This window comes from Streptomyces sp. NPDC058872, from assembly GCF_042743065.1.
In the GTDB taxonomy this organism is placed as follows: Bacteria; Actinomycetota; Actinomycetes; order Streptomycetales; family Streptomycetaceae; genus Streptomyces.
The window spans coordinates 118,298-143,043 of sequence record NZ_JBHYMK010000011.1 but is presented as its reverse complement, the minus strand read 5'-3'; the positions used below and the strand labels follow the sequence as shown (position 1 = coordinate 143,043).

Here is a 24,746-nt window from a genome sequence, read left to right as displayed (position 1 = left end):
TGGGCCGCCCGGCACGATCCCCATCACCGGCGGACGAGCGCAGGGCCGCCGAGTGCGCGCATGCCGTAGGGGTAGAGCCAGGGGCTCCAGGTGCCGGCATCGAGCGCGTCGATCGCGAGCAGCGCGTCGGATGAGTTCTTGCAGTGGGGGTGCCGCACGGCGAAGGCCGCGATGCGGGCGCGCAGGGTGGGCAGCCAGGCGGCGACGAGCTGCGGGTCTCCGTCGTGCCACCAGGTGAACTCCAGCTCGTCCCAGAGGAGTTCGGTGGACCAGCCGAAGGCGAGGCGGACCACGCCGGCGTCCGCCTCGGGACCGGTGAGCCTGGCGATGTGGTCCAGCCACGGCTCCAGGCCACCCGTCGCATGAGCGATCCCCTCGATCAGGCCGGTGACCTTCTCGTACGGCCGGCCATCGGTCACCGCGAGGTGCAGCAGCGCCCCCAAGGCCCGCTCCACCGCGGTGCGCTCGGCCACGGGCCAGTCCGAGAGCCGGGCACCGCGACGGCCGAGGCGCCCCATCTCGTCCGACGGGTCGGTGCCGTCCCCGTCCGGGCCCCAGCGGCGCAGCGCACGAGGGATGAAGCGGCGCCACAGGACGGGGTACTGGTCCTCGTCCCCATGGCTGGCGACCTCACGCATGAAGTGCCCGAGGAGGTCATCCGGCACGTCGGCAGGGGCACCGCCGAGAACGCGCAGCTCCGACTCCGGAGTGCAGTGCGCGCACCCGCCGACCGGACGGTCTAGCGCAGGCGGCGATGCGAAGGCCTCGTCCACCTCGGCGAGCGCGTCGCGCCACATCGTGTACGGGGCGGGTGCGAGGGGTTCGGACATGCGGGGACCTGCCGCGGGGACTCCGCGCGGCCGACACCGGCGAAGGGCGCGACGTTACCAGCCTGCCGGTCGACGGGCGCGACTCGGGTCTGCCCGGAGCGACGGGCGGGGCGGACCCCACCGTACGGAGCGGGGGAGATCAGGCGTCCAACCGCAGCACCAGCTCGTCGATCTCCGCTCCCCGTGCGTTCGCGAACCCCCGGTCCTCGCCGATGACCTCGAAGCCGCACTTCTCCAGGACCCGCACCGAGCCGATGTTGTCCGCCGCCACCCGGGCGAGGAGCGGGCGTTCAGGGGCCTCGGCGAGCAGCCCCCGTAGGGCCGCGGTCGCGATGCCCCGCCCCCAGTGGGAGCGATCGATGAAGTAGGTGACCTCCCGTTCGCCCGGATCGCCGTACACGGCCGCGTGCCCGACCACGTCGCCGTCCGCGAGCACGGTGCGGGCGACGACGACGGGCGAGGCGAGGATGCGCTTCCAGTGCGCGTCGAAGTGGGCCCGGTCCGTGGGGTCCTCGGCGGTGAAGGCGGCCATCCGATTCGACTCGGGATCGCTCGTGTGCCGGAAGAACACGGGCAGGTCGCTGGGGTGCACGGGACGCAGGGACACATCCATGGAAGCCATGGGGCCGACCCTAGCGACCGTGGGGGAAGGGCGGGAGCGAGGTGGACCGCTCCGCACTCGTCGATCGGCAGGTGCGGACCGGCGAACTCCCCGTCGAAGCAAGCCGGTCGCGCCACAGTGCGCAAAGCGATCACCGGAACGGGCGTGACCGCCGGAGCGAAGCCCACGGGCTGGACGTGACTCCCACCCCCACAGGCCAATGCGCCTAGGCGCAGATGTGCTTGAAGGCGCTCGCGCCCGGTCTGGCGACGAACCTCACTTCGTGCCCGGCATCGTCGGTGAAGACGGCTTCCGATTCGGACTTCAAGGTCATGGTGCCGAGTTGGGTGGGGTCGTCCCATCCCTCGGGCGGGTTGCCCGAGCCGTCGGAGAGCGGCGTCTCCGCTTCGAAGTACGTCGAGCCGATGCGGGCCTCGTCGATTCCGCCTGTGCGTCCCGTCGACTTTTGGTCACGTTTCGATAACGCGGCGGGATGGGGCGGGAGCGAAGGCATCGGTGGTGTTGAACGCCCTTCTCCCGAACGACGAGGAAGCCCGTGAACGACCTCAGGTGCCGTCCGCCCCTGCGCCTTGCAGCCGGCGGAGCCGTTGTGCCCGCCCCGGTCGCCGGCCCGGGCGCCGCCCGGGCCGCAGGAGTTCCTGCGGGGGAGGGCCGGTGGATCGGGGCGTCCCCGCCGGGTCGGCACCACATCCGTGCCGTGGCGCCGGGGTGCATCCGGTGCGGTGGCGGGACGGTGTCCTACGGTCCGGACGGGGCGGGGTCCTTGACGTTCCGGTGGCCGAGGGCGCCCTGAGGGCCCAGGGCCCGTGCCGTCCGCCCGAAGGGCGGTGGATCCGGGCGGGCGCCCCTCGGCGCCCGTCCGTCGGCGTCCGCGGAGCACCGCGGACGCCCCAGCAGTGGAACGTACGTCTATTCTCGCTGGGCGACGTCTACCGGATGAGCAGATTCCGGTAGGGCGTGCGGGGAGCGATCGGCTGCCGAGCTCCCTCCTGCGGGGCTGCCGCCAGGCCTCCCCGGGCATGCCACCCCACGTCGTCCGGCCGGACTTCAGGAGCACCATGACGGAGTACGCGGGACCGCCCATCGCCGAGCGTTCGGACGCGGAACTGGCCGAACTGATGCGCGCCGGCTCGGCGCAGGGGGTGATGGCCGAACTGTACGCGCGCCACCGGTCCGCCGTGCTGGCCTATGCGCGGACGTGCTGCCGCGATGCGCACACGGCCGAGGACCTCGCGGCCGAGGCCTTCGCCAGGACGCTGGAGGCGGTGCGGTCGGGCGGGGGCCCGACCGGGCCGTGGCGGCCGTACCTGTTGACCGTGGTGCGGCGGACGGCGATGGCCTGGACGGCCACGGCACGGCGGGCGGAGCTGACGGAGGACGTCGAGCGCTGGCAGGACGCCGTTCCGCACGCCCAGGGCGGCGAGGAGTTCGCTCTGCGGGGCGAGGAGGACGACCTGGTCGTGCGCTGCTTCCGCACGCTGCCCGAGCGCTGGCAGGCGGTCCTGTGGCACACGCTCGTGGAGGAGGAGAGCGCCCAGCGGGTGGGGAGCATGCTGGGGCTGAGCGCCAGCGGGGTGTGGTCGTTGGCGGAGCGAGCCAGGGAAGGACTGCGCGAGGCGTACCTGTCGGAACACGCGCACGGCCCGACGGCTTCGAACGAATGCCGACGGTACAGCCCCCTGATGGCCGCCGCGGTCCGGCGGAGCCGTCGTGGGGCCGGCCGCCACTTGGACCGGCACCTGGGCGAGTGCCGCTCCTGCCGCAGGGCGTTCCGGGACCTGAGGGAGATCAACTCCCGGCTGCGCGCGGTACTGCCGGGCGCCGTGCTGCTGTGGGGGGCGGAGCAGTACCTCTCCTCATACGGGGCGACGGCTGCGGTCGCGGCCGTCGTGCCGGTGAGCGGCGGAGCGGCTGCCTCCGGCGGCGCCGGTGCCCCGTCCGTCCTGTCGACCGCGCAGCTCGCCGGGGCGTCGCTGGCCGTCACCGCGGCACTCGGCACCCTCGCCTACCTCGTCGTGCCGACCGAACCGGATCCCGTGCGCGCCGCCCCGCCCGCCGTCCAGGAACTCCGCGTGCTGCCCGAAGCCGCTTCGGCCGGCACGCCCGCTCCCCCCGACGAAACCGTGCGCACCGCCGATGCCGATGCGTCCCCCTCGACCCTGCCGGTCCTCGCCCGTGCGGAGACCACCAGCCCGCCGGTGACGGCCCTGCCGCCCGGCCCCGGCGACCGCACCCGGCTGCGGATCGACGCCACGGGGCTGTGCATGGAGATTCCGGGAGGGAGCAGGGAGGCGGGGGCCCAGCCGCGCGAAGCGGCGTGCACCGGTGCGGCGCACCAGGAGTGGGACGTGATCCCGCAGGAGAGACGCCGTCGGGTGATGCTGAGGAACGCGGGCACCGAGCTGTGCCTTTCCCACACCGGTACCACCGTTGACGGCGCTCCCGTGCGGCAGACCGCCTGCGACCCTGCCGACGCCCTGCAGATCTGGACGATCAACCGGCACGACGACAAGGGCACCGCAGGGATCTTCACCAGCGACAACATGTACCTGGGGCTCAAGCAGTGGGCGCCGGCCGCCCGCGACGAACCGCACGACCCGCTCATCGCGACGACCCACCACTACTACCTCTCCCCGTCCTTGCACTTCCGCACCGACTGGTGACCCCACGGGCCGCTGCCCGGCAGCACCGGGGCGGCGTCGGTCGCCCCGGCTTCCCGCACGGGGCGGTGGGCCGGGGGCCGGGGACCGTGCACCCCGGACCCCGCCGGGTTCCCGAGGGCCTTCGGCAAAGGAAGGGCAAAGCGCCGGGAGGGTGGTGGACCCCGTTGCTCCTCCCCCGTGAAGAGCAACGGACCAAGGGGGCGCGGAACATTGGAAGGATCTCCGAGAAGGGGACGGACGGACGCGTCCGGATCGATCTGCCCCCACGGCGGCGCCGCCCGACCGACGGGGGACGCGGGCTGCTCTGGTGCCGGGGCGAGCGCGCACGGCGACCCCGAGCCGTTCGCCCAGACGTGGGTGCGCCCCTACCTCGCGCCGCCGCGCCGGGAATCCCCGTCCACTCCGGACGGGGGACCGTATCCCGGTACGCCGATTCCGGTCGCCCCGCACCGGCCCGGCCCGGTGTTCGGCATCGTGCAGGCGCACGCGTCGTGGTGGGCGGAACCGGATCCGGCGACGGAACACCGCACGGCGGATCCGTTCGCACCACACTCCCCGTTCGCCCACGGGCCGGTGCCCCCGCCACCCGTGCCGGACGCTCCCGGGCAGGTCGGCCCGGAGGGGGCGGCCTTCCCGGCAGAGGACGACACCCTCCGTCTGCGTCCGGTCGCCGTCCAGTGGACCACCGAGGAGCCCCCGGTGCCCGGGGAGTCGCCCGGACCGCGCCGGTCCCACCGCAAGAGGGCCGCGGCCCGTCGCTCCACCGACCGGGGCCGGCCGGCCAAGGTGGCCGGGGCCGCCGTGGTGTTGGCGGCCGTGGTCGGCACGACCTCACTGGCCGGCACGCTGACCGGTGCGGACGGCACCGTGCAGTGGACGGCGCCGGAGGCACCGTCCACTGCGGTGGCCGTCGTCACGGCGACCACCCCGCCGGCGAGCACTTCGCCTCCCGCCACCCCGTCGACCCCGGCACCGACCGCGACACCGGTGGCCGGTGGCGCCCCGGGCCGGGCCGCCGGGGGCGGGACCACCGGCACCGCAGGTGCCGCACCGGTCCCGAACCCGCCCCCGGGGCGCCTCCGTTCCACGGCTCCCCCCTCCGCCACGGCCCCGGAGCCCGCCCCTTCCGGCCGGGGCTCCGGCCCGTGCACCGCTCCCCGTCTCCCCGGGGCGCCGTGTCCGTCCACCGGTGGGGGGCCGGAGGCCTCCGGCCCCCCACCGGCACCCACCGGCCTGTGCTGTGGTGCCAGCGGTCCCGAGGTCGCCGACCTGCAGTACCGACTCCGCTGGCTCGGCTTGTACGAGGGGCGTGTCAACGGCACCTACAACCAGCGGCTGACCGAATCGGTCACCACCTACCAGCGGAGCCGCGGCATCACGGCCGATCCGCCGGGTTCCTACGGCCGGGCGACCAGGGAGGCACTCCGGCGCGAGGTTCCCGACGTCGTCTCCCCCTGATCCGGGGCCGGCCCGCACGCTCCGCCTCCGGCGCCACGGGGACGTGCCCCGCACCTTCCCGATCACGATGCGGGCCCGGGCCTCACGGCAGGGCCCCGGCCCTCCTGGCCGTCGCCACCGCCTCCGTGCGGGTGCGTGCGCCCAGCTTGCGCATGGCCGAACGGAGGTAGCCCTTCACGGTCTCCGGACGGAGGCCGAGACGCTCGGCCGCCCTCGCGTTCGTCGCGCCCGTGGCGACGGCCGCGAGGACGTCCGTCTCGCGCGGGGTCAGGGAGACGCCGAGGGGTGCGGAGGTGCCGCCGGAGGCCGACGAGAGCCTCCCGCAGACGGCGAGGAGGCGCTTTTGGAGCTCCGGATCGACGACCCTCGGAGCCAACTCGCGCAGTTCCCCGTACGCCTGGCGCACCTCCTCCCACGACGGGCCGGGCGCGGGCGGGACGAGCAGCCGTTGCACCTCGTCCCGCACCGCGAGGGCCTGCTCGACGTCACGGGCCGCCGCCACCGCCGCGTCGAAGACGCGCTCGCCGATCGGGAGGGAATCGCGCAGCGCCCCGTAGAGCACCCCGCGCACCTTGCGCCGCACGACGACGGGGACGGCGATCACCGCGCGCAGGCCCTCCGCAGAGACCGGGACGTCGTACTCGTGGGTGATGTGCCGGGACGCACGGTAGTCGTTGACCGCGCACGGCCGGGACAGTGCCAGGCACTTCCCGCCGAGGCCGGAGCCGGCCGAGATCGCCAGTCCGCGCAGCGCCGGCGTCACGGCCCCGTTCAGTTCGGCGATCCGCAGGGTGCGCCCGTCCTGGAGCAGTCCGCCGAAGACGACGGGCAGCCCGCTGGTGCGCCTCAGCCGCAGCAGGGCCGTGCGCAGCTCCGCCGTTTCCGCCATCTCCGGCACTGATCACTCCTTCACCCCCGAACGGGGGTAGTGAGACCTGGGTCACTGATTACACGATGTCCGGGACCGGTCCCGCAATGAGGAGGACAGCATGACGCCGACGAGCGCGAGCAGCGCGACGGAGGGGTTCCGGGCCGCCCGGGACTTCCTGTTGCGGCATCGCGAGGACTACGAGACGGCCCGGGCCGGCTTCGCATGGCCCCGGCCCGACCGCTTCAACTGGGCGCTCGAATGGTTCGACGTCATCGCGCGGGACAACGACCGCACCGCCCTGCACATCGTCGAAGAGGACGGCTCCGAGACGCGGGTGAGCTTCGCGGAGATGTCCGCCCGCTCGAACCGCGTCGCGAACTGGCTCCGTGACCAGGGCGTCCGTGCCGGTGACAGGATCGTCCTGATGCTCGGCAACCAGGTCGAACTGTGGGAGACCGTGCTCGCCGCGATGAAGCTGCGGGCCGTCCTCATCCCCGCCACTCCGCTGCTCGGCCCCGCCGACCTGCGGGACCGCGTCGACCGGGGCCGTGCCCGGCACGTGATCGTGCGGGCGGAGGACACCGCCAAGTTCGACGACGTGCCGGGGGAGTACACCAGGATCGCGGTCGGCGGCGGCACGGGTTGGCTGGAGTACGAGGCCGCCGCCGAACGGTCCCCGGAATTCGAGCCGGACGGCGTCACCCGCGCCGACGACACCCTGATGCTGTACTTCACCTCCGGCACGACCGCACGCCCCAAACTGGTCGAGCACACCCACGCCTCGTACCCCGTCGGTCACCTCTCGACGATGTACTGGATCGGCCTCAAGCCGGGCGACGTGCACCTCAACATCTCCTCGCCGGGCTGGGCGAAGCACGCCTGGTCGAACCTCTTCGCGCCCTGGAACGCGGAGGCCACCGTCTTCATCCATAACTACGCCCGCTTCGACCCGGTCCGGCTCATGGACGAGATGCAGCGGAACGGGGTGACCAGCTTCTGCGCCCCGCCGACCGTCTGGCGGATGCTGATCCAGGCCGATCTGGGTCAGCTGAAGACCCCGCCGCGCGAGGTCGTCGCCGCGGGCGAACCCCTCAACCCCGAGGTCATCGAGTCGGTGCGGCGCGCCTGGGGCGTCACGATCCGGGACGGCTTCGGGCAGACCGAGACCGCCGTCCAGGTGTCCAACAGCCCCGGCCAACGGCTCAAGGAGGGCTCCATGGGGCGTCCCAGCCCCGGCTTCCGGGTCACCCTGGTCGACCCGGTCAGCGGAGCACCGGACGTCGAGGAGGGAGAGATCTGCCTCGACCTCTCCGCGAACCCGGTGGGCCTGATGGCCGGCTACCACGGGGACCCGGAGCGCACGGCGGAGGCGATGGCCGACGGCTACTACCGCACGGGGGACATCGGGTCCCGGGACGCGGACGGCTACATCACGTACATCGGACGGGCCGACGACGTCTTCAAGGCCTCCGACTACAAGATCAGTCCCTTCGAGCTGGAGAGCGCCCTCCTGGAACACGAGGCCGTCGCGGAGGCCGCGGTCGTGCCCGCTCCCGATCCGCTGCGGTTGGCCGTCCCCAAGGCGTACGTCGTCCTCGCCGCGGGCTGGGAGCCGGGCGAGGAGACCGCCCGGGCGCTGTTCGCCCACTCGCGCGCGGTCCTCGCCCCGTACAAGCGGGTCCGGCGCATCGAGTTCGCCGACCTGCCGAAGACCGTCTCGGGGAAGATCCGGCGCGTCGAGCTCCGCCGGCTCACGGCCGAGGGCGGCGGCAAGGAGTACGCGGAGGGGGACCTCGGATGAGCGGGCCGGAACCCTCCTACGCGCACGGCGTCTCGGACACGCCGCTCCTCGGTGACACCATCGGCGACAACCTGGACCGGGCCGTCGCGGCCTGGCCCGACCGGGAGGCCCTGGTCGACGTCCCCACCGGACGTCGCTGGACGTACGCGCAGTTCGGCGCGGACGTCGACCGCTTGGCCGGATCCCTGCTCGGCAGCGGGGTCGGCAAGGGCGACCGGGTCGGCATCTGGGCGGTGAACTGCGCGGAATGGGTCCTCGTGCAGTACGCCACCGCCCGCATCGGCGCCGTCATGGTCAACATCAACCCCGCCTACCGCGCGCACGAGCTGGCCTACGTCCTGAAGCAGGCCGGGATCTCGCTGCTCTTCGCCACCCTCGCCCACAAGACCAGCGATTACCGCGCCATGGTCGACCAGGTCCGCGACGGGTGCCCGGAGCTGCGGGAGGTCGTCTACTTCGACGACCCCAGCTGGGACGGGCTCCTCGCCCGCACGCCCGGCGAGCTGCGCCCCGCGCCGCTGTCCTGCGACGAGCCCGTCAACATCCAGTACACCTCGGGGACGACGGGCTTCCCGAAGGGGGCCACGCTCTCCCACCACAACATCCTCAACAACGGCTACTTCGTGGGCGAGATGATCGCCTACGACGAGCAGGACCGCATCTGCATCCCGGTCCCCTTCTACCACTGCTTCGGCATGGTCATGGGGAACCTCGCGGCCACCTCGCACGGGGCCTGCATGGTGATCCCGGCGCCGTCCTTCGATCCGGCCGCCACCCTCCGCGCGGTCCAGGAGGAGCGCTGCACCTCCTTGTACGGGGTGCCGACGATGTTCATCGCCGAGCTCAACCTGCCGGACTTCGCCGCGTACGACCTCTCCACCCTCCGCACCGGGATCATGGCGGGTTCGCCGTGCCCGGTCGAGGTGATGAAGCGGGTCGTCGCCGAGATGAACATGGCGGAGGTGTCGATCTGCTACGGCATGACCGAGACCTCGCCCGTCTCCACCCAGACCCGCCGCGACGACGACCTGGAGCGCCGCACCGGCACGGTCGGCCGGGTCATGCCGCACATCGAGGTGAAGGTGGTCGACCCGGCGACCGGACTGACCGTGGAACGCGGTGCGGCGGGGGAGTTGTGCACCCGCGGCTACAGCGTGATGCTCGGCTACTGGGACGAACCGGCCAAGACCGCCGAGGCCATCGACCCGGGGCGCTGGATGCACACCGGTGACCTGGCGGTGATGCGCGAGGACGGTTACGTGCAGATCGTCGGCCGCATCAAGGACATGATCATCCGGGGCGGGGAGAACGTGTACCCGCGCGAGATCGAGGAGTTCCTCTACGGGCACCCCAAGATCGCGGACGTCCAGGTCGTCGGCGTTCCCGACGAGCGGTACGGCGAGGAGATCCTGGCCTGTGTGATCCCCCGGGACCCCGCCGACCCGCCGACCGCCGAGGAAGTCACCGCCTTCTGCCGGGACCGACTCGCCCACTACAAGATGCCGCGCAGGGTCGAGGTCCTCGCCGAGTTCCCGATGACGGTCAGCGGCAAGGTGCGGAAGGTGGAGCTGCGGGAGCGGTACGGCTCCTAGGGTGCGCCACCGGCTGCGGCACCGGGCGCGGTACCGCAGCCCCGGCGGCGGGGCTCCGTCATCCGACCTCCCGACGCATGCAGACCCGGGGCCAGGCCGAGAGGCCGTGGGCGGCCTCCGCACGGCTGATGGCCCGCAACCCCTCGGTCAGCGCCGGGTCGGCGTCGGCGAGCGGGCGGAACCCCAGTCGGGCGTAGTACGGGGCGTTCCACGGCACCTCGGCGAAGGTGGTGAGCGTCAGTGCCTTCAGGCCCTGGTGCCCGGCGGCGTCGGCCAGGTGCTCGATCAGCGCCCGGCCGACGCCCCGGCGGGCCGCGTCCGGGTGCACCGACACCTGCTCGATGTGGGCGGCGCCGTCGACCGTGTCGGTGAGCAGGTACGCGACCGGACGGTCGGCGGAGTCGCCCGCCACCCAGGCCCGGCCCGCCCGACGGTAGGACTCCAGGACCTCCAGGGGCAGGGGGTCGTCGTCGGCGATGGCCGCCATGCCGAGGGAACGGAACGGCTCGCCGGCGGCCCGTTCGATGTCCTGGAGCAACGGGAGTTCGGCCAGAGAGGCCACTCTGATGCGCATACGCCAGTATGGCGCGGCATCAGCGCGCGGCGTCGCCGGTCCCCCGACCGGGGGCCGGACGCGGCCGGTTCCGATCGTGCCGTCGGGAGCCGCGGTCCCGCTCGGGCGGGCGGTCGAGCAGCCCGCCGGCGCGCGAGAAGCGGGGCAGGAACAGGGCCAGGGCCGGATCGCCGTACAGCGCCACGTACAACTGCACGAGCTTCCCGTCCGTCACCTCGCCCCGATCGCGCGGGAGGGGGTACTGCTTCCGCAGTCCCGCGAGGAGCCGCCGCGCCGCGCGGGTGGTGGCCCGCAGCGGCAACAACACCGTTGCCGCGAGGGCCGGTGGCAGCCCGACCGCGAGGGCCACGGCCCGGTGCGTCCAGGAGGTCCCCGCCGCGAGCGCTCCCGCCGCCGTCGTCAGCGGGACGCACCCGAGCAGGGCCCGGGCGGCCCACAGTTCCGTCAACGAGCGCAACAGGCCTGCCCCGCGCAGCTCGTGGCGCAGTGCCTGCACGGCCCGCCGCGCTTCGGGCCGCAGGGCGAGGCTCCGCAGGGCCAGGGCTCGGCGGAGCGCCCCGTGGACGCCCAGTTGGACCGGATCGTCGGTGCGCCCGGCACCGCCATTGGCCCGAATCGTATGGTTGCGGCCCGCGGCGACGGCGCCCTGCTGGTGCAGGGCCACCAGCGCCACGGTGACGGCGGCCCGGCGTCCGCCCCGCAGCAGCGCGAGGGCCTGCGGACCCGGCACCTCGCCCGGGTCCGCCGTCCCGCCGTCCCTGCTGCGGGTTCCTCCGTGGCTTCCTCGGGGCAGCAGGAGGAGGACGGCGAGCAGCAGTTCGACCCAGGCCGCTCCGATGCACCACCACGTTCCCGTCGGCATGACGCCCACCCCCCGAGGGGGTTGTGCCCGGCGGAGCGTGATCCTCACGCGTGAATGGCCGATTTCGGATGCCGAGGATGTGCGCGGGTGGTTACCGCATCAGGCCGGGCCCGCTGCCAGTTCCGTTGCGGGCCCGTTGACCGGTTGCGGGGTGCCGGTCAAGTCGAGGGCGAAGAGCGGCAGGCCGATCTCGGAGGCCCGTGCGCGGGCCTCCGGGGTGTAGCCGGCGAGGGAGAAGAAGACGCTCGCCGCGGCGCTGGTCAGACCGTTCAACCAGAGGCACTCGACGGCCCGCAGCCCGGTGGGGCGGGTGCTCGCGTCGACCTGGGCGACCAGTCCGGGGGCCCGTAGGTCCACACCGGACGCGGGTCGCTCCTCCGGCTGGACGACATCGCGGAAGCCGAGCCAGCGAAGGTACTCGGCCACTGCAGCGACCGCGTCCCGCGAGGTCCGGATCGTCACCGGCTCGAACGGCCCGCGCGGTCGGGCCGGGTGCGGGGCGGCGGCCGGCGGAGTGACGTCCGTGGGGTACCGCTCGGCGAAGGTCGGGGGCCGCGCCGGTCCGTTTCCGGCCCCGCTCCGTCCCGCCGGGTCCGCGGGGCCGCCCCCGCCCCCGTGCTGCCCCGTCGTGTCCTTGGGACGGGGGTCGAACCACGGGGATCCGGTCCCGGTGGCCCGGACCGGACCGCCTGCGGGAAGGACTCCGCCGTCGGCCGGACCGTCCACGGGGAAGGCGCCGCCGTCGGCCGTACCGCCGGCCCCGCTGCCGGAGGCGGGGGGCCGGCCGCCGGCCGGGTCGGTCGCGTCGGTGTTTCCGTCGTTCCGGGGCACAGCCCCGTCCCGCTCCGTCGCCGCGGGCCGCGGCCGTACGGGGCGGACCGGCACCCGGAGGACCGTTCCGCACGGGCAGCCCAGTTCCGGCTGGGGCCAGTCGTTCTCGCGACCGCAGGCCGTGCAGCGGACGGTGACCCATTCGTCCGTCCAGTTCCGGTGGGTGATCCGCTCCGCCACCGCGCCCGGTGCGACCGGTGCCGAGACCGGGCTTCCACACGCGCAGGGGAAGACGGGTGCCGCGTACACCTGCGTGCGCAGGCATTCCGGACAGTGCACCGGTACCGCATCGCCCACAGTCGACCCCCTGTCGTTCTGACACCCATCGTCCACCCATCGGCGTTCCGGGGGAGGGTGTTCGGCCACTTCCGTGATCCCGACGGCCGGACCTCTCTTGACGCCCCTTCGCAGCCCGACCTACATTGCTTCCGTATAGCAGAACAGTATTTCCGCATTACGGAAACAGATGGGAAAGCCTTCCGAGAGGAGGCCCCGCCTGGATCCGCCCGGCCGAAGCAGGAGCACTCCCATGCCTCGTATGACCGCCGCCGCAGCGGCCGTTGAGATCCTCAAGCGCGAAGGCGTCACCCAGGCGTTCGGCGTCCCCGGCGCGGCGATCAACCCCTTCTACCGCGAGCTCAAGAACGTGGGCGGCGTCAACCACACGCTCGCCCGTCACGTCGAGGGCGCCTCCCACATGGCCGAGGGCTACACCCGGGCCAAGGCCGGCAACATCGGCGTCTGCATCGGAACCTCCGGCCCCGCCGGCACCGACATGATCACCGGCCTGTACTCGGCCATCGCGGACTCCATCCCGATCCTCTGCATCACCGGCCAGGCCCCGGTCTCGAAGCTCCACAAGGAGGACTTCCAGGCCGTCGACATCGCCACCATCGCCAAGCCGGTCACCAAGGCCGCCACCACCGTCCTGGAGGCCGCGCAGGTCCCCGGCGTCTTCCAGCAGGCCTTCCACCTGATGCGCTCCGGCCGCCCCGGCCCGGTCCTCATCGACCTGCCGATCGACGTCCAGCTGACCGAGATCGAGTTCGACCCGGAGACCTACGAGCCGCTGCCGGTCTACAAGCCGCAGGCCACCCGTGCGCAGGCGGCGAAGGCGCTGCAGTTCCTGCTGGAGTCCGAGCGCCCGCTGATCGTCGCCGGCGGCGGCATCATCAACGCCGACGCCTCGGCCCTGCTCGTCGAGTTCGCCGAGCTGATCAACGTCCCGGTCATCTCCACCCTCATGGGCTGGGGCACCATCCCGGACGACCACGAGCTCGCCGCCGGCATGGTCGGCGTCCAGACCGCGCACCGCTACGGCAACGCGACCTTCCTGGAGTCGGACTTCGTCCTCGGCATCGGCAACCGCTGGGCCAACCGCCACACGGGCTACAACCTGGAGGCGTACACCAAGGGGCGGAAGTTCGTCCACGTCGACATCGAGCCCACCCAGCTCGGCAAGATCTTCGCCCCCGACTACGGCATCGCCTCCGATGCCAAGGCCGCCCTGGAGCTCTTCATCGAGCTCGCCAAGGAGCTGAAGGCCGCCGGCGAGCTGCCGGACTTCTCCGCCTGGGCCGACTCCGCCCAGGAGCGCAAGGCCACCCTCCAGCGCCGGACGCACTTCGACGCCATCCCGATGAAGCCGCAGCGCGTCTACGAGGAGATGAACAAGGCCTTCGGTCCGGAGACCCGCTACGTCACCACCATCGGCCTCTCCCAGATCGCCGCCGCGCAGTTCCTGCACGTCTACAAGCCGCGGCACTGGATCAACTGCGGCCAGGCCGGCCCGCTCGGCTGGACCATTCCGGCTGCCATCGGCGCCGCCACTGCCGACCCGGAGACCCCGGTCGTCGCCCTCTCCGGCGACTACGACTTCCAGTTCATGATCGAGGAGCTGGCGGTCGCCGCCCAGCACAAGGTCCCCTACGTCCACGTCCTGGTCAACAACGCCTACCTGGGACTGATCCGTCAGGCGCAGGGCGGCCTCGGCATCAACTTCGAGGTCAACCTCGAGTTCGAGAACATCAACACCCCGGAGATCGGCGTCTACGGCGTCGACCACGTCAAGGTCGCCGAAGGCCTGGGCGTCAAGGCGATCCGCGTCGAGGACCCGGAGAAGCTCGGCGAGGCGCTGGAGGAGGCCAAGAAGCTGGCCGTCGAGTTCCAGGTCCCGGTCGTCGTCGAGGCCATCCTGGAGCGCATCACCAACATCGCCATGAGCAAGACCGTCGACATGAGCGACGTCACCGAGTTCGAGGACCTGGCCACCGAGCCCGGCCACGCGCCCACCGCGATCAAGGCCCTCAAGGTCTGATCACGCCCGCAGGAGCACGGCCCCCGTCCCGAGGAGCACCGGGACGGGGGCCGCCCCCGCTCACCGCTGCTGCGCCGCCACGAGCGCCGCGCCCGCCTCCGTCCACGTGTACAGGACCGAGCGGCCCGACCGGCCCCGCCGTACGAGCCCGGCCTCCCGCAACACCTTCAGGTGGCGCCCCACCGAGCCGAGCCCCTGCCCGGTGAGCGCCACCAACTGGCTGGTGGACAGCGGGGATCCAAGCCGTACGAGCACCCCGGCCCGGGCCCTCCCGAGGAGGGCCTCCAAGGCCTGCGGCACCGCCGGGCCCCCCGTGTCCGCCAGCACCCCGGCGCAGGGATAGACGAGGGCGTACCGCTCCGACCCCTCCCAGGACACCCAGCCGGTGGCCGGCGTCACGGGCACGAAAAGCAGCCGCCCCCTGTCGATCGAACGCGGCGGATAGTCACGGGCGTTGACCTGGAGCCGGCCATCGCCCAGCCAGCGGGTCCGCCCCGGGGACAGCGCGTCGAGCGCCGCCGCCCAGCCGCCCCGGCCCAGAAGCGCCGTCCGTGCCGTGACGTCGGCCTCCAGAACCCTTCGCCGGCGCGCCCACTCGGGTCGCACCGTCTCCCGCCACACCCAGTCGAGCACGCCCGCGAGCCGCTCCGGCAGATCGGTCGCCGAGCGCAACGGCTCCGGCACCGGCCCTCCGATCGCCACCGCCAACTGCTCGACGGCAGATCCCGGTTCGGTCGCACGGACCGCCTCGACCTCCTCCTCGAATTCCCGCTCCCGGTCACCCCGGGGCGTCGGGGTCAGGAAGTCCGCGTTCCAGGTGGGGCCGATCGCGGCCCGCACCACCAGTCCGTCGAGGGGGTCGGTCGCGAGCCGCTCCCGGTAGGCGGGCAGATGGTGCCCGAGCCAGCCCCGTTCGCCGGGGTGCGTCGCCGCACCCGCGTGCAGGGTCTTGAGCGAGGCGACCGTCTCGGCGAGCGGCGAGAGCACGAAACCGCTTCCCGCCAGGGCGTCCGTGCCGATGTGCCACCAGCCCATGTTTCGCCTCCCCGCGAAAGAGTACCGCCGGCCCGTGGCGTCCTTCGAGACTCCGCTCCATGTCCCGCTACCGCGCGCTCTTGCGGACCCCCGAGTTCGCCCCGCTCTTCCTCACCGGCACGGCCCAAGCAGCCGCCCAGACCGTCGTCGGGCTGGGCCTCGCCACGCTCGTCTTCCGTGCGACGGGCTCCCCCCTGCTCTCCGCCCTGGCCCTCTTCGGCCCCTCCCTCGTCCAACTCCTCGGTGCCACCACCCTGCTGTCCGCCGCAGACCGCCTACCACCGCGCGCCGCGCTCTTCGGCATCGCCCTCTGCCACGCCCTGTTCGCCGCCGTCCTGGCGGTCCCGGCCCTGCCGACCTGGACGGTCTTCGTGGTCCTGTCGGCCCAGGGGCTCGTGGCCTCGCCGGGTGGCGGGGTGGGGTACGGCCTGCTGCGCGAGGTCCTCCCGCACGGGGAGTACCTCCTCGGCCGCTCCGTGCTGAACGCCGCCACGGGCGTCTGCCAGATCGGGGGCTTCGCCGTCGGCGGCGTGCTCGTCGCCCTGTTCTCGCCCCACGGCACGGTCCTCGCCGGCGCGGCGCTCCACCTGACCGCCGCCCTGCTCGCACGCTTCGGCCTTGCCGAGCGCCCGCCCCGCTCCGCCGGACGGCCGTCGGTCGCCGAGACGCTGCGCACCAACGGACGGCTCTGGGCGGTGCCCGCCGTCCGTCGCGACTACCTCGCGCTCTGGGTGCCGAACGGTCTGATCGTCGGCTGCGAGTCGCAGTTCGTGCCGTACGACCCCGAGCACGCCGGACTGCTCTTCGCCTGTGGGGCGCTCGGCATGGTGGTGGGGGACGCGGTCATCGGGCGTTGCGTTCCGCCGGGGCTGGGGGGCCGGATCCGGTTTCCGCTCCAGGCCCTGCTCGCGGCTCCGTTCTTGGCGTTCGCCCTCGGTCCGGGGCTTCCCCTGGCACTCGTCCTCGTGACGGTGTCGGCGGTCGGGTACGGGGCGAGCCTCCTGCACCAGGAGCACCTGCTGACCCTGGTGCCGGAGGAGTCGAGCGGTCACGCCCTCGGGCTGCACTCGGCCGGGATGCTCGGGCTCCAGGGGGTGGGCGCGGCCCTGGCGGGGACGGTCGCCCAGTACGCGTCGCCGCGCGCCGCGATGGTGCTCCTCGCTGTCGCCTCGCTCGTCGTGACGTTCCTGCTCGCACGGGCGGAAGGGCGACGGCCCCCGCGGCGGCGGAAGCGGTCTTCCGCTTCCGCGGGCTCCACGGAGAAGGGCGCGGAACCAGGGACCGTAAACCTGGTTCCGCGCCCTCCCGTTTGGTGACCGTCCGACGGCACGAGGCTGGCGCGACAGGACGTTCGCGCCGCCGGACGGAGTATCGGGAACCCCTTGCGGGGGGCGTTGGGACCGCGGCGGTGCCGACGGGCGGAACGGCCTTCCCCTTCCTTCAGGTCAAGAAGGGGAGCCGGCGCCCTGACCACCGCACTGGCTCGGTGCCGCCGCGGTCCTCACGCTTGTCCGGTTCGCCGGCCACCCCTCATCCGGGCCGGCGATCCGGACCGCGTACGACATTGACCTCCCGTCACGTGTCGTACGCAGCCTGGGTGTTGCTCTGTGATCAGTCCTCGCGCAGGGCGCGGACCGCCTCTGCCACCCGCTTGCCGTAGTCCGCGTCGGCGGCGGCGAAGTGGGCGAGGTTCTTCTCGATGACGTCCTCGCGGGACACCTGGGACAGGCCGCCGGCGATGTTGGTGACCAGACGGCGCTTCTCGTCCTCGGACATCAGGCGGTAGAGCTCACCGGCCTGGAAGAAGTCGTCGTCCTTGGCGTGCTGCGGCGCCGCGTGGGTGCCGGTCCAGCCGTGGATCGCGAGCGGCGCGGAGAGCGCGGCATCGGTCTGCGCCGGGCCCTGGTGCGAGTTGGGCTCGTAGTTCCTGTCGTGGCGCGAGCCGTTGCGGGTGGCCATGAAGCCGTCGCGGCCGTAGTTGTCGGCCACGGTCGCCTTGGGGGCGTTCACCGGAAGCTGGGTGTGGTTCACGCCGAGGCGGTAGCGGTGGGCGTCCGCATAGGCGAAGAGACGACCCTGGAGCATCTTGTCCGGCGACGGGCCGATGCCCGGAACGAAGTTGTTCGGGGAGAAGGCGGCCTGCTCGACCTCGGCGAAGACGTTGTCCGGGTTGCGGTCGAGGACCAGGCGGCCGACCCGCTGCAGCGGGTAGTCGCCGTGCGGCCACACCTTGGTGAGGTCGAACGGGTTGAAGCGGTAGTCCGCGGCCTCGGCGGCCGGCATGACCTGGACGTACAGGGTCCAGCTCGGGTTCACGCCGCGCTCGATGGCCTGGAGCAGGTCGGTCTGGTGCGAGTTGGCGTCCTTGCCGACGAGTTCGGCGGCCTGCTCGGCGGAGAGGGAGCGGATGCCCTGGTTCGTCTTGAAGTGGTACTTGACGAAGAAGGCCTCGCCCGCCTCGTTGGTCCACTGGTAGGTGTGCGAGCCGTAGCCGTTCATGTGGCGGTACGAGGCCGGGATGCCGCGGTCGCCCATGAGCCAGGTGATCTGGTGGGTGGCCTCCGGCGCGTGCGCCCAGAAGTCCCAGACGTTGTCCGGCTCCTGCTTGCCGGTGAAGGGGTCACGCTTCTGCGAGTGGATGAAGTCGGGGAACTTGATCGGGTCCTTGATGAAGAACACCGGGGTGTTGTTGCCGACGAGGTCGTAGTTGCCCTCTTCGGTGTAGAACTTCAGCGCGAAGCCGCGGGGGTCGCGGACCGCGTCCGCGCCACCGAGCGAGTCGGCCACGGTGGAGAAGCGGATGAAGGTCTCGGTCTTCTTGCCGACCTCGGAGAGGAACGCGGCCTTGGTGAAGCCGGTGACGTCGTCGGTCACCTCGAAGTAGCCGTACGCGCCGGAGCCGCGGGCGTGCACGACGCGCTCCGGGATCCGCTCACGGTTGAAGCGCGCGAGCTTCTCCAGCAGGTGCTGGTCCTGGAGGAGGAGAGGGCCACCGACGCCGGCGGTGGCGGAGTTCTGGTTGTCGGCGACGGGGGCGCCGGACTCGGTCGTAAGCACGCGCTTCGACATGGTGACCTTCCGTACGGGAGCTCTGCTGACGGTCCGAGGAGCCTAAGGAGGCGCTGATCAGGACGTCAACAGTTTGTTGAAAATGAAGTGTGGTGTTCCGGCCGGCGACGGCGCCTGGGCGCGACAGGACAGGTTGTCAGCGCCGACGCCGACCGGAAATCTGGGACCCCTCGAAGGGGCGCGGGGTCAGACCTGCTGGCCGGAGAGGCGCTCGACGGCGCGCAGCAGGGCCGAGTGGTCGAGACCGCCGTCGCCCTGCACGCGCAGCGAGGCGACGAGCTGGGCGACGACCGCGCCGACCGGGAGGGCGGCGCCGACGTTGCGGGCGGCGTCGGTGACGATGCCCATGTCCTTGTGGTGCAGGTCGATCCGGAAGCCGGGCTTGAAGTCCCGGTTCAGGAAGTTGTCCTTCTTGCGGGTCAGGACGGTCGAGCCGGCCAGGCCGCCGTTGAGGACGTCGAGGGCCGCGGTGAGGTCCACGCCGGACTTCTCCAGGAAGACCACGGCCTCGGCACAGGCCTGGATGTTGACCGCGACGATCAACTGGTTGGCGGCCTTCACCGTCTGGCCGGAGCCGTGCGGACCGCACAGCACGATGGTCTTGCCGAGGGCCTCCAGGATCGGGAGGGCCTGGTCGAAGTCGGCCTGCTCGCCGCCCACCATGATGGAGAGCACGGCCTCGATGGCGCCGGCCTCGCCGCCGGAGACGGGGGCGTCGATGACGCGGATGCCCTTCGCGGCGGCGTTCTTGGCGAGGTCGACCGAGGTCTGCGGGGTGATCGACGACATGTCGATCACCAGCGCACCCGGCTTGGCGTTCTCCAGGATGCCCTCGGGGCCGTAGGAGATGGCCTCGACCTGCGGGGAGGCGGGCACCATCGTGATGACGACGTCGGCGTCCTTGACCGCCTCGGCGATCGAGCCCGCGGCGGTGCCGCCGGCCGCGGCCAGCCGGTCCAGCTTGTCCTGCTCCAGCGTGAAGCCGGTGACCGGGTAACCGGCCTTCAGGAGGTTCTCGGACATGGGGGAGCCCATGATGCCGAGGCCGATCCAAGCGATCTTGGGGAGGTTGCTCATGAGGGTGCCTCTCAAAACAAGGTGGTACGGGGAGGAGTCCTGCGTCAGCGGGCCGGGCGGGCCTCGGCGGGCAGCCACTCGAAGGAAGCCGCGGCGTCGGCGGCCTTGTACTCCAGGCCGACCCAGCCGTCGTAGCCCGCCTTCTCCAGCTCGTCGAGGAGCTGTTCGAGGGGGAGCTCGCCGGTGCCGGGTGCGCCGCGGCCGGGCTTGTCGGCGATCTGGACGTGACCGGTCTTGTCGGCGTACTGCGCGATGACCCGGGAGACGTCCTCGCCGTTCATGGCCAGGTGGTAGACGTCCAGGAGGAACTTGGCGTTGCCGAGTCCGGTGGCCGCGTTCACCTTGTCGACGACCTCGATCGCGGAGGGGGCGCTCACCAGCGGGTAGAGCGGCGACTCCGGCGCGTTGAGGGTCTCGACGAGGAGGACCGCGCCGATCCGGTCCGCCGCGCGGGCGGCCAGGACCAGGTTCTCCAGCGCGAGGGCGTCCTGGACCTGCGGGTCCACGCCCTCGACGCGGTTGCCGTAGAGCGCGTTGAGCGCCGTGCAGCCGACCGAGGCGGCGAAGTCCGCGGCCACCTCGATGTTGGCGCGGAAGCGGTCCGACTCGTCCCCGGGCACGGAGAGGGCTCCGCGGTCCGGGCCGGGGAGCCGTCCGGCGTAGAAGTTCAGTCCCACCAGCTGGGTGCCGGCGTCCTCAAGGGCCTTCTTGAGGGCGTCGAGCTCGCTCTGCTCGGGGGTGGCGGTGTCGATCCAGGGCCACCACAGCTCGACCGCGGTGAAGCCCGCCGCGGCGGCAGCCGCGGGGCGCTCCAGGAGCGGGAGTTCCGTGAAGAGGATCGACAGGTTCACATCGAAGCGCTGGTCCGAGAATCCCATGAGGGGCGGCGCTCCTTCCGTATTGCGGAAGTAAGTTTCTGTCTGACGGAATGTTGCAAGGCGGCTGCCGTGCTTGTCAAGGGGTCCCCGCAGGTCCGGGGCTCCCGCCCGGTCGAACGGGGCCGTAGCGTGGGGCCATGGAGCGTTTGAGAGTGGAGTTCACGACCGAGCCGTTCGATCTCGACGAGGCGCCGGCGCACGCGATCGTGGCCCGTGAGGTCATTCAGTCGGCCGAACTGGACGCGGTCGACGTCGGTCCCTTCGGAAATACCGCGGAGGGGAGCGCCGATGCGGTGCTCACCGCGGTCGATGCGCTGCTGCGGAAGTCGCTCGCTGCCGGCGCCACGCGCGTCTCGCTCCAGGTGAACGTCATCGAGGAGGAGGGGAAGTGAGCGAGCACCCCCTGGTCGCGGCGGTGAAGCCGCTGGTGGACGCCATGGGCGCCGAGCTGCTCGGCCCCGCGCAGGCGGAAGGCGATGACATCGTCCTGTCCTGGGAGGGGGAGGAGGTGCTTGCCGTGCGACTGCCGCAGCTCTCCGACTCCCTGGACCGCATCCTCGCGGCGATGGAGCGGCGACACGGGATGCCGCTGGCCGAACTGGACCGCAAGTCGAAGCAGGAGGTCGTTCGGATCCTTGAGGCCCGCGGCGCCTTCTCGGTGCGTCACGGGGTGGAGACGGTGGCGGGTGCGCTCGGTGTCAGTCGCTTCACCGTGTACAACTACTTGAACCGGGAGACCGCCCTGAGCAGGGAAAAGGCCGCCAAGGGCGAGTAGTTGATCATGCGGGACCCTAAGCCGTCGTCCAGATGTCGAGACGACGGCTTTTGTGTGGCCGAGTTTTCAACAAACTGTTGACGTTGTGTTGTGGAGGGCGTTAGCTATCCGCAGCCCGTCCGACGCACAGCGAAAAACAGCCACGGAGGCTTCCCGTGACTTCAGGTACGACACCGGGCCTCACCCGGTTCAACACCTCCTCGGACAGCGAGGCCGTCGCCGCGCTCCACGAGGTGTGCTCCAGTTCGGCGTGGGGGAGCAGGCTGCTCGCCCAGCGCCCGTACGCCACCGTCGAAGCCCTCTTCCTCGCCAGCGACGCCGCCATGGCCGAGCTGACCGCAGAAGACCTGGCCGAGGCGATGGCGGGGCACCCGCCGATCGGTCGTCCGAAGGCAGGGGATCCGACCTCTTCCCGTGAGCAGAGCGGGATGGCCGGTGCCTCCGCGGAGCTCAAGGCCGACATGCTCGAACTCAACCTGGCCTACCAGGAGAAGTTCGGTCACGTCTTCCTCATCTGCGCCACCGGCCGGACCGGCGAGCAGATGCGCGACGCGGTCCGCGAGCGGATCGACAACCCGCCCGAGAAGGAGCGGGAGATCGTCCGCACCGAACTGGGCAAGATCAACCGCATCCGGCTGACCCGTCTCGTAGAGGAAGAGAGCTCCTGATGAGCACCGACACCACGGCTTCGGTGTCCACCCACATCCTGGACACCAGCATCGGCCGCCCCGCCGAGGGCGTGGCCATCACGCTCGCGGCCCGCAGCGGTTCCGACGCGCAGTGGGTCGCGCTCGGCGGCTCCGCCACCGACGCGGACGGGCGTTGCAAGGACCTGCCGGCGCTGCCGGAGGAAACCACCCACGTACGTCTCGACTTCGAGACCGAGGCGTACTTCGCCAAGAAGCAAGCCGAGGCGCAGCAGGACGCCCCCCGCGTAAGGGACAGCGGTGCGTTCTTCCCGGAGGTGGCGATCACGTTCGCCGTCAAGCCGGGTGAGCACTACCACGTACCGCTGCTGCTCAACCCGTTCGGCTACTCCGTTTACCGAGGGAGCTAGCAGACATGCCCACGATTCTCGGCCAGAACCAGTACGGCAAAGCAGAGAACCGCGTCGTCAAGATCACGCGGGATGGCGCCACCCACCACATCAAGGACCTGAACGTCTCCGTCGCCCTCTCCGGTGACCTCGACGACGTGCACCTCACCGGCTCCAACGCCCATTGCCTCCCCACCGACACGACGAAGAACACCGTCTTCGCGTTCGCCAAGGAGCACGGCATCGAGTCCGCGGAGCAGTTCGGCATCCACCTCGCCCGCCACTTCGTGACGAGCCAGGAGCCGATCAAGCAGGCGCGCATCCGGATCGAGGAGTACGCCTGGGAGCGCATCGCCTCCTCCGACGCCAACTCCAAGTTCATCGGCGCCGACGAGGTCAACCACTCCTTCGCCCGCAAGGGCCAGGAGACCCGCGTCACCCAGATCACCTACGACGGCGAGAAGTGGGAGGTCATCTCCGGCCTCAAGGACCTCGTCGTCATGAACTCCACCAACTCGGAGTTCTGGGGCTACATCAAGGACCAGTACACCACCCTCCAGGAGGCGTACGACCGGATCCTCGCCACCCAGGTGTCCGCCCGCTGGCGCTTCAACTGGACCGACGACGAGCAGCGCATGCCCCACTGGGAGCGGTCCTACGAGCAGACCAAGAAGCACATGCTCGAAGCCTTCGCGGAGACGTACTCGTACTCCCTCCAGCAGACGCTCTACCAGATGGCCACGCGCATCATCAACCACCGCTCGGAGATCGACGAAGTCCGCTTCTCGCTCCCGAACAAGCACCACTTCCTGGTCGACCTCGAGCCCTTCGGCCTGAAGAACGACAACGAGGTCTACTACGCCGCCGACCGCATGTACGGCCTCATCGAGGCCACCGTCCTCCGCGACGGAGCCACGGCGCTGATCCCGGTCGACATGACCAACCTCTAAGCGGCATCCGCGTGACCGGCCCCGCCCGCCCGCAGTCGGGCGGGGCCGGAACCGGACCGGAGGGAACCACCATGGCACAGCCCGCACCGGGGCCGGCATCCGCCGGAGGCCCGTGCTCCACCCCTCCGTCCACCCCCGCCTCGACCCCGGTCGAGTGCCATCCGGTGGACGAGAGGCTCCCCGCACCGCGGCTCGTCCCCGCCGCACTCCAGCACATCGCCGCCATGTACGCGGGCGTCGTCACCCCTCCGCTGATCATCGGCCAGGCGGTCGGCCTGGACGCCGCCGGAATGACCCGGCTCATCGCGGCCAGTCTGCTCATCGCCGGCTGCGCGACCATCCTGCAGACCCTCGGCATGGGGCGCTTCGCCGGCAACCGGCTCCCGTTCGTCAACGCCGCCTCGTCCGCGGGCATCGCCCCGATGCTCGCCATCGCCGAAACCAGCGCCCCGGGTCACCAACTCCCCGCGATCTACGGTGCGGTGATGGTCGCCGGAGTCTTCTGCCTCGCGGTCGGTCCCTTCTTCGGCAGGCTCCTGCGCTTCTTCCCGCCGCTGGTCACCGGTGTCGTGATCACCCTCATCGGGGTCACCCTGATGCCCGTGCCCGTCAGTTGGGCCCAGGGCGGCGACCGTACTGCCGCCGACTTCGGCTCGCTGCGGCACCTGGCCCTCGCCGGCTTCACCCTCGTCGTCATCCTGCTCTTCCAGCGCTTCGGCACCGGCTTCGTCCGGCAGATCGCCCTGCTGCTCGGCCTCTTCATCGGCACCCTCGCCGCGGTTCCCTTCGGCATGGCCGACTTCACCGCCCTGCGCGAAGCGCCCGTCGCCGCACTGCCCGCCCCCTTCGCCTTCGGGGCCCCCGAGTTCCAACCGGCCGCGATCCTCTCCCTGTGCATCGTCATGCTCGTCCTCATGACCGAGTCCAGCGCGGGCATGCTCGCCCTCGGAGAGATCTGCGAGCGCCGCAGCGACGGGAAGACCATCACCCGGGGCCTGCGCACCGATGGCATCGCCACCTTGATCGGCCCGGTCTTCGGCGGCTTCCCCACCTCCGCCTTCGCCCAGAACGTCGGTGTCGTCTCGCTGACCCGGGTCCGCTCCCGGTACGTGGTCGCCGTCGCCGGCGGCGCCCTGTTGGTCCTCGGCGCCTTCCCCGTCCTCGGTGCGGTCGTCTCGCTGGTCCCGATGCCCGTCCTCGGCGGCGCCGGCATCGTCCTCTTCGGCTCGATCGCGGTCAGCGGCATCCGCACCCTCTCCGAGGCCGGACTCGACGACAGCTCCAACATCATCCTGGTGGCCGTCGCGCTCGGGGCGGGCATCGTCCCTCTGGCCGCGCCCACCTTCTACGCCGGTTTCCCGCCCTGGGCCCAGACGGTGCTCGGCTCCGGCATCAGCGCGGGCGCGCTCGTCGCGGTCCTGCTCAACCTGTTCTTCCACCATCTCGGCACCCGGAGCCGCCAACCGGCTCCGGCACTCAAATCCTCCTAGGGTCCTGCCGTGCCC

The 24,746-nt window shown here is 71.8% G+C and carries 23 protein-coding genes; 12 read left to right on the top strand and 11 right to left on the bottom strand.

Annotation, left to right across the window (positions count from 1 at the left end; all coding sequences use genetic code 11):
• Nucleotides 1-23 precede the first annotated feature (23 nt).
• The 3 genes from ACFW22_RS09765 to ACFW22_RS09755 form a co-directional block, all read right to left on the bottom strand.
• On the bottom strand, nucleotides 24-830 hold the full coding sequence (locus tag ACFW22_RS09765; protein ID WP_386401090.1) for a hypothetical protein: 807 nt from the start codon (nucleotides 828-830) through the stop codon (nucleotides 24-26).
• Nucleotides 831-969: 139 nt separating this feature from the next.
• Nucleotides 970-1,443 (bottom strand): GNAT family N-acetyltransferase, encoded by a 474-nt coding sequence (locus ACFW22_RS09760; RefSeq protein ID WP_386401143.1) that lies wholly within the window; start codon nucleotides 1,441-1,443, stop codon nucleotides 970-972.
• Nucleotides 1,444-1,657: 214 nt separating this feature from the next.
• The gene (locus ACFW22_RS09755; protein ID WP_386401088.1) at nucleotides 1,658-1,945 is read right to left on the bottom strand and encodes a hypothetical protein; all 288 of its coding nucleotides are present in this window, start codon (nucleotides 1,943-1,945) and stop codon (nucleotides 1,658-1,660) included.
• Nucleotides 1,946-2,510: 565 nt separating this feature from the next.
• On the opposite strand from ACFW22_RS09755, the gene ACFW22_RS09750 reads away from it, so the two are divergent.
• Both ACFW22_RS09750 and ACFW22_RS09745 read left to right on the top strand, forming a co-directional pair.
• The gene (locus ACFW22_RS09750; protein WP_386401086.1) at nucleotides 2,511-4,115 is read left to right on the top strand and encodes a sigma-70 family RNA polymerase sigma factor; all 1,605 of its coding nucleotides are present in this window, start codon (nucleotides 2,511-2,513) and stop codon (nucleotides 4,113-4,115) included.
• A gap of 588 nt (nucleotides 4,116-4,703) precedes the next feature.
• Nucleotides 4,704-5,573, top strand: coding sequence for a peptidoglycan-binding domain-containing protein (locus ACFW22_RS09745; RefSeq protein ID WP_386401084.1), 870 nt, complete (start codon nucleotides 4,704-4,706; stop codon nucleotides 5,571-5,573).
• Nucleotides 5,574-5,655: 82 nt separating this feature from the next.
• Here ACFW22_RS09745 and ACFW22_RS09740 read toward each other — a convergent pair whose 3' ends face one another.
• Nucleotides 5,656-6,471 carry a response regulator transcription factor gene (locus ACFW22_RS09740; RefSeq protein WP_386401082.1) on the bottom strand — a complete coding sequence of 272 codons (816 nt, stop codon included), beginning with the start codon at nucleotides 6,469-6,471 and terminating at the stop codon, nucleotides 5,656-5,658.
• Nucleotides 6,472-6,562: 91 nt separating this feature from the next.
• On the opposite strand from ACFW22_RS09740, the gene ACFW22_RS09735 reads away from it, so the two are divergent.
• Both ACFW22_RS09735 and ACFW22_RS09730 read left to right on the top strand, forming a co-directional pair.
• Nucleotides 6,563-8,245, top strand: coding sequence for an AMP-binding protein (locus tag ACFW22_RS09735; RefSeq protein ID WP_386401080.1), 1,683 nt, complete (start codon nucleotides 6,563-6,565; stop codon nucleotides 8,243-8,245).
• Nucleotides 8,242-9,837 carry an AMP-binding protein gene (locus ACFW22_RS09730; RefSeq protein ID WP_386401078.1) on the top strand — a complete coding sequence of 532 codons (1,596 nt, stop codon included), beginning with the start codon at nucleotides 8,242-8,244 and terminating at the stop codon, nucleotides 9,835-9,837. The genes ACFW22_RS09735 and ACFW22_RS09730 overlap by 4 nt, the downstream gene beginning before the upstream one ends.
• A 58-nt stretch (nucleotides 9,838-9,895) precedes the next feature.
• Here the strand turns inward: ACFW22_RS09730 and ACFW22_RS09725 are convergent, their stop codons facing one another.
• From ACFW22_RS09725 to ACFW22_RS09715, 3 genes are all read right to left on the bottom strand, one after another.
• Nucleotides 9,896-10,411: a GNAT family N-acetyltransferase gene (locus ACFW22_RS09725; RefSeq protein WP_386401076.1), complete on the bottom strand. Its 516-nt coding sequence runs from the start codon at nucleotides 10,409-10,411 to the stop codon at nucleotides 9,896-9,898.
• Between the two features lie 19 nt (nucleotides 10,412-10,430).
• A complete protein-coding gene (locus ACFW22_RS09720; protein WP_386401074.1) occupies nucleotides 10,431-11,273 on the bottom strand; it encodes a TIGR04222 domain-containing membrane protein in 843 nt (280 codons plus the stop codon).
• Nucleotides 11,274-11,372: 99 nt separating this feature from the next.
• A complete protein-coding gene (locus tag ACFW22_RS09715; protein WP_386401072.1) occupies nucleotides 11,373-12,401 on the bottom strand; it encodes a hypothetical protein in 1,029 nt (342 codons plus the stop codon).
• A 232-nt stretch (nucleotides 12,402-12,633) separates the two neighbouring features.
• Between ACFW22_RS09715 and gcl the strand changes: the two genes are divergently transcribed.
• Nucleotides 12,634-14,421 carry a glyoxylate carboligase gene (gene gcl / locus ACFW22_RS09710; RefSeq protein WP_386401070.1) on the top strand — a complete coding sequence of 596 codons (1,788 nt, stop codon included), beginning with the start codon at nucleotides 12,634-12,636 and terminating at the stop codon, nucleotides 14,419-14,421.
• A 60-nt stretch (nucleotides 14,422-14,481) separates the two neighbouring features.
• Here gcl and ACFW22_RS09705 read toward each other — a convergent pair whose 3' ends face one another.
• Entirely contained in the window at nucleotides 14,482-15,456 is a 975-nt protein-coding gene (locus ACFW22_RS09705) for an ArsR family transcriptional regulator (protein ID WP_386401068.1), read from the bottom strand.
• 59 nt (nucleotides 15,457-15,515) lie between these two features.
• On the opposite strand from ACFW22_RS09705, the gene ACFW22_RS09700 reads away from it, so the two are divergent.
• Nucleotides 15,516-16,772, top strand: coding sequence for an MFS transporter (locus tag ACFW22_RS09700; RefSeq protein ID WP_386401066.1), 1,257 nt, complete (start codon nucleotides 15,516-15,518; stop codon nucleotides 16,770-16,772).
• 295 nt (nucleotides 16,773-17,067) lie between these two features.
• On the opposite strand, the gene ACFW22_RS09695 is transcribed toward ACFW22_RS09700, so the two are convergent.
• The 3 genes from ACFW22_RS09695 to ACFW22_RS09685 form a co-directional block, all read right to left on the bottom strand.
• Nucleotides 17,068-18,525, bottom strand: a complete 1,458-nt coding sequence (locus tag ACFW22_RS09695) for a catalase (protein WP_386401064.1) — start codon at nucleotides 18,523-18,525, stop codon at nucleotides 17,068-17,070.
• A gap of 186 nt (nucleotides 18,526-18,711) precedes the next feature.
• Nucleotides 18,712-19,602: a 2-hydroxy-3-oxopropionate reductase gene (locus ACFW22_RS09690; protein ID WP_386401062.1), complete on the bottom strand. Its 891-nt coding sequence runs from the start codon at nucleotides 19,600-19,602 to the stop codon at nucleotides 18,712-18,714.
• Nucleotides 19,603-19,646: 44 nt separating this feature from the next.
• Nucleotides 19,647-20,480, bottom strand: a complete 834-nt coding sequence (locus ACFW22_RS09685; protein ID WP_386401060.1) for a TIM barrel protein — start codon at nucleotides 20,478-20,480, stop codon at nucleotides 19,647-19,649.
• Nucleotides 20,481-20,617: 137 nt separating this feature from the next.
• On the opposite strand from ACFW22_RS09685, the gene ACFW22_RS09680 reads away from it, so the two are divergent.
• The 6 genes from ACFW22_RS09680 (at nucleotide 20,618) to ACFW22_RS09655 (ending at nucleotide 24,731) form a co-directional block, all read left to right on the top strand.
• Nucleotides 20,618-20,872, top strand: coding sequence for a thiamine-binding protein (locus tag ACFW22_RS09680; protein ID WP_386401058.1), 255 nt, complete (start codon nucleotides 20,618-20,620; stop codon nucleotides 20,870-20,872).
• 44 nt (nucleotides 20,873-20,916) lie between these two features.
• A complete protein-coding gene (locus ACFW22_RS09675; RefSeq protein ID WP_384877748.1) occupies nucleotides 20,917-21,255 on the top strand; it encodes a helix-turn-helix domain-containing protein in 339 nt (112 codons plus the stop codon).
• Nucleotides 21,256-21,410: 155 nt separating this feature from the next.
• The gene (gene uraD / locus ACFW22_RS09670) at nucleotides 21,411-21,923 is read left to right on the top strand and encodes a 2-oxo-4-hydroxy-4-carboxy-5-ureidoimidazoline decarboxylase (RefSeq protein ID WP_384877684.1); all 513 of its coding nucleotides are present in this window, start codon (nucleotides 21,411-21,413) and stop codon (nucleotides 21,921-21,923) included.
• Nucleotides 21,923-22,312 (top strand): hydroxyisourate hydrolase, encoded by a 390-nt coding sequence (uraH, locus tag ACFW22_RS09665; protein ID WP_386401055.1) that lies wholly within the window; start codon nucleotides 21,923-21,925, stop codon nucleotides 22,310-22,312. The genes uraD and uraH overlap by 1 nt, the downstream gene beginning before the upstream one ends.
• 5 nt (nucleotides 22,313-22,317) lie before the next feature.
• Entirely contained in the window at nucleotides 22,318-23,241 is a 924-nt protein-coding gene (pucL, locus tag ACFW22_RS09660; RefSeq protein ID WP_386401053.1) for a factor-independent urate hydroxylase, read from the top strand.
• A gap of 71 nt (nucleotides 23,242-23,312) precedes the next feature.
• Nucleotides 23,313-24,731 (top strand): nucleobase:cation symporter-2 family protein, encoded by a 1,419-nt coding sequence (locus tag ACFW22_RS09655; protein ID WP_386401051.1) that lies wholly within the window; start codon nucleotides 23,313-23,315, stop codon nucleotides 24,729-24,731.
• Nucleotides 24,732-24,746 lie beyond the last annotated feature (15 nt).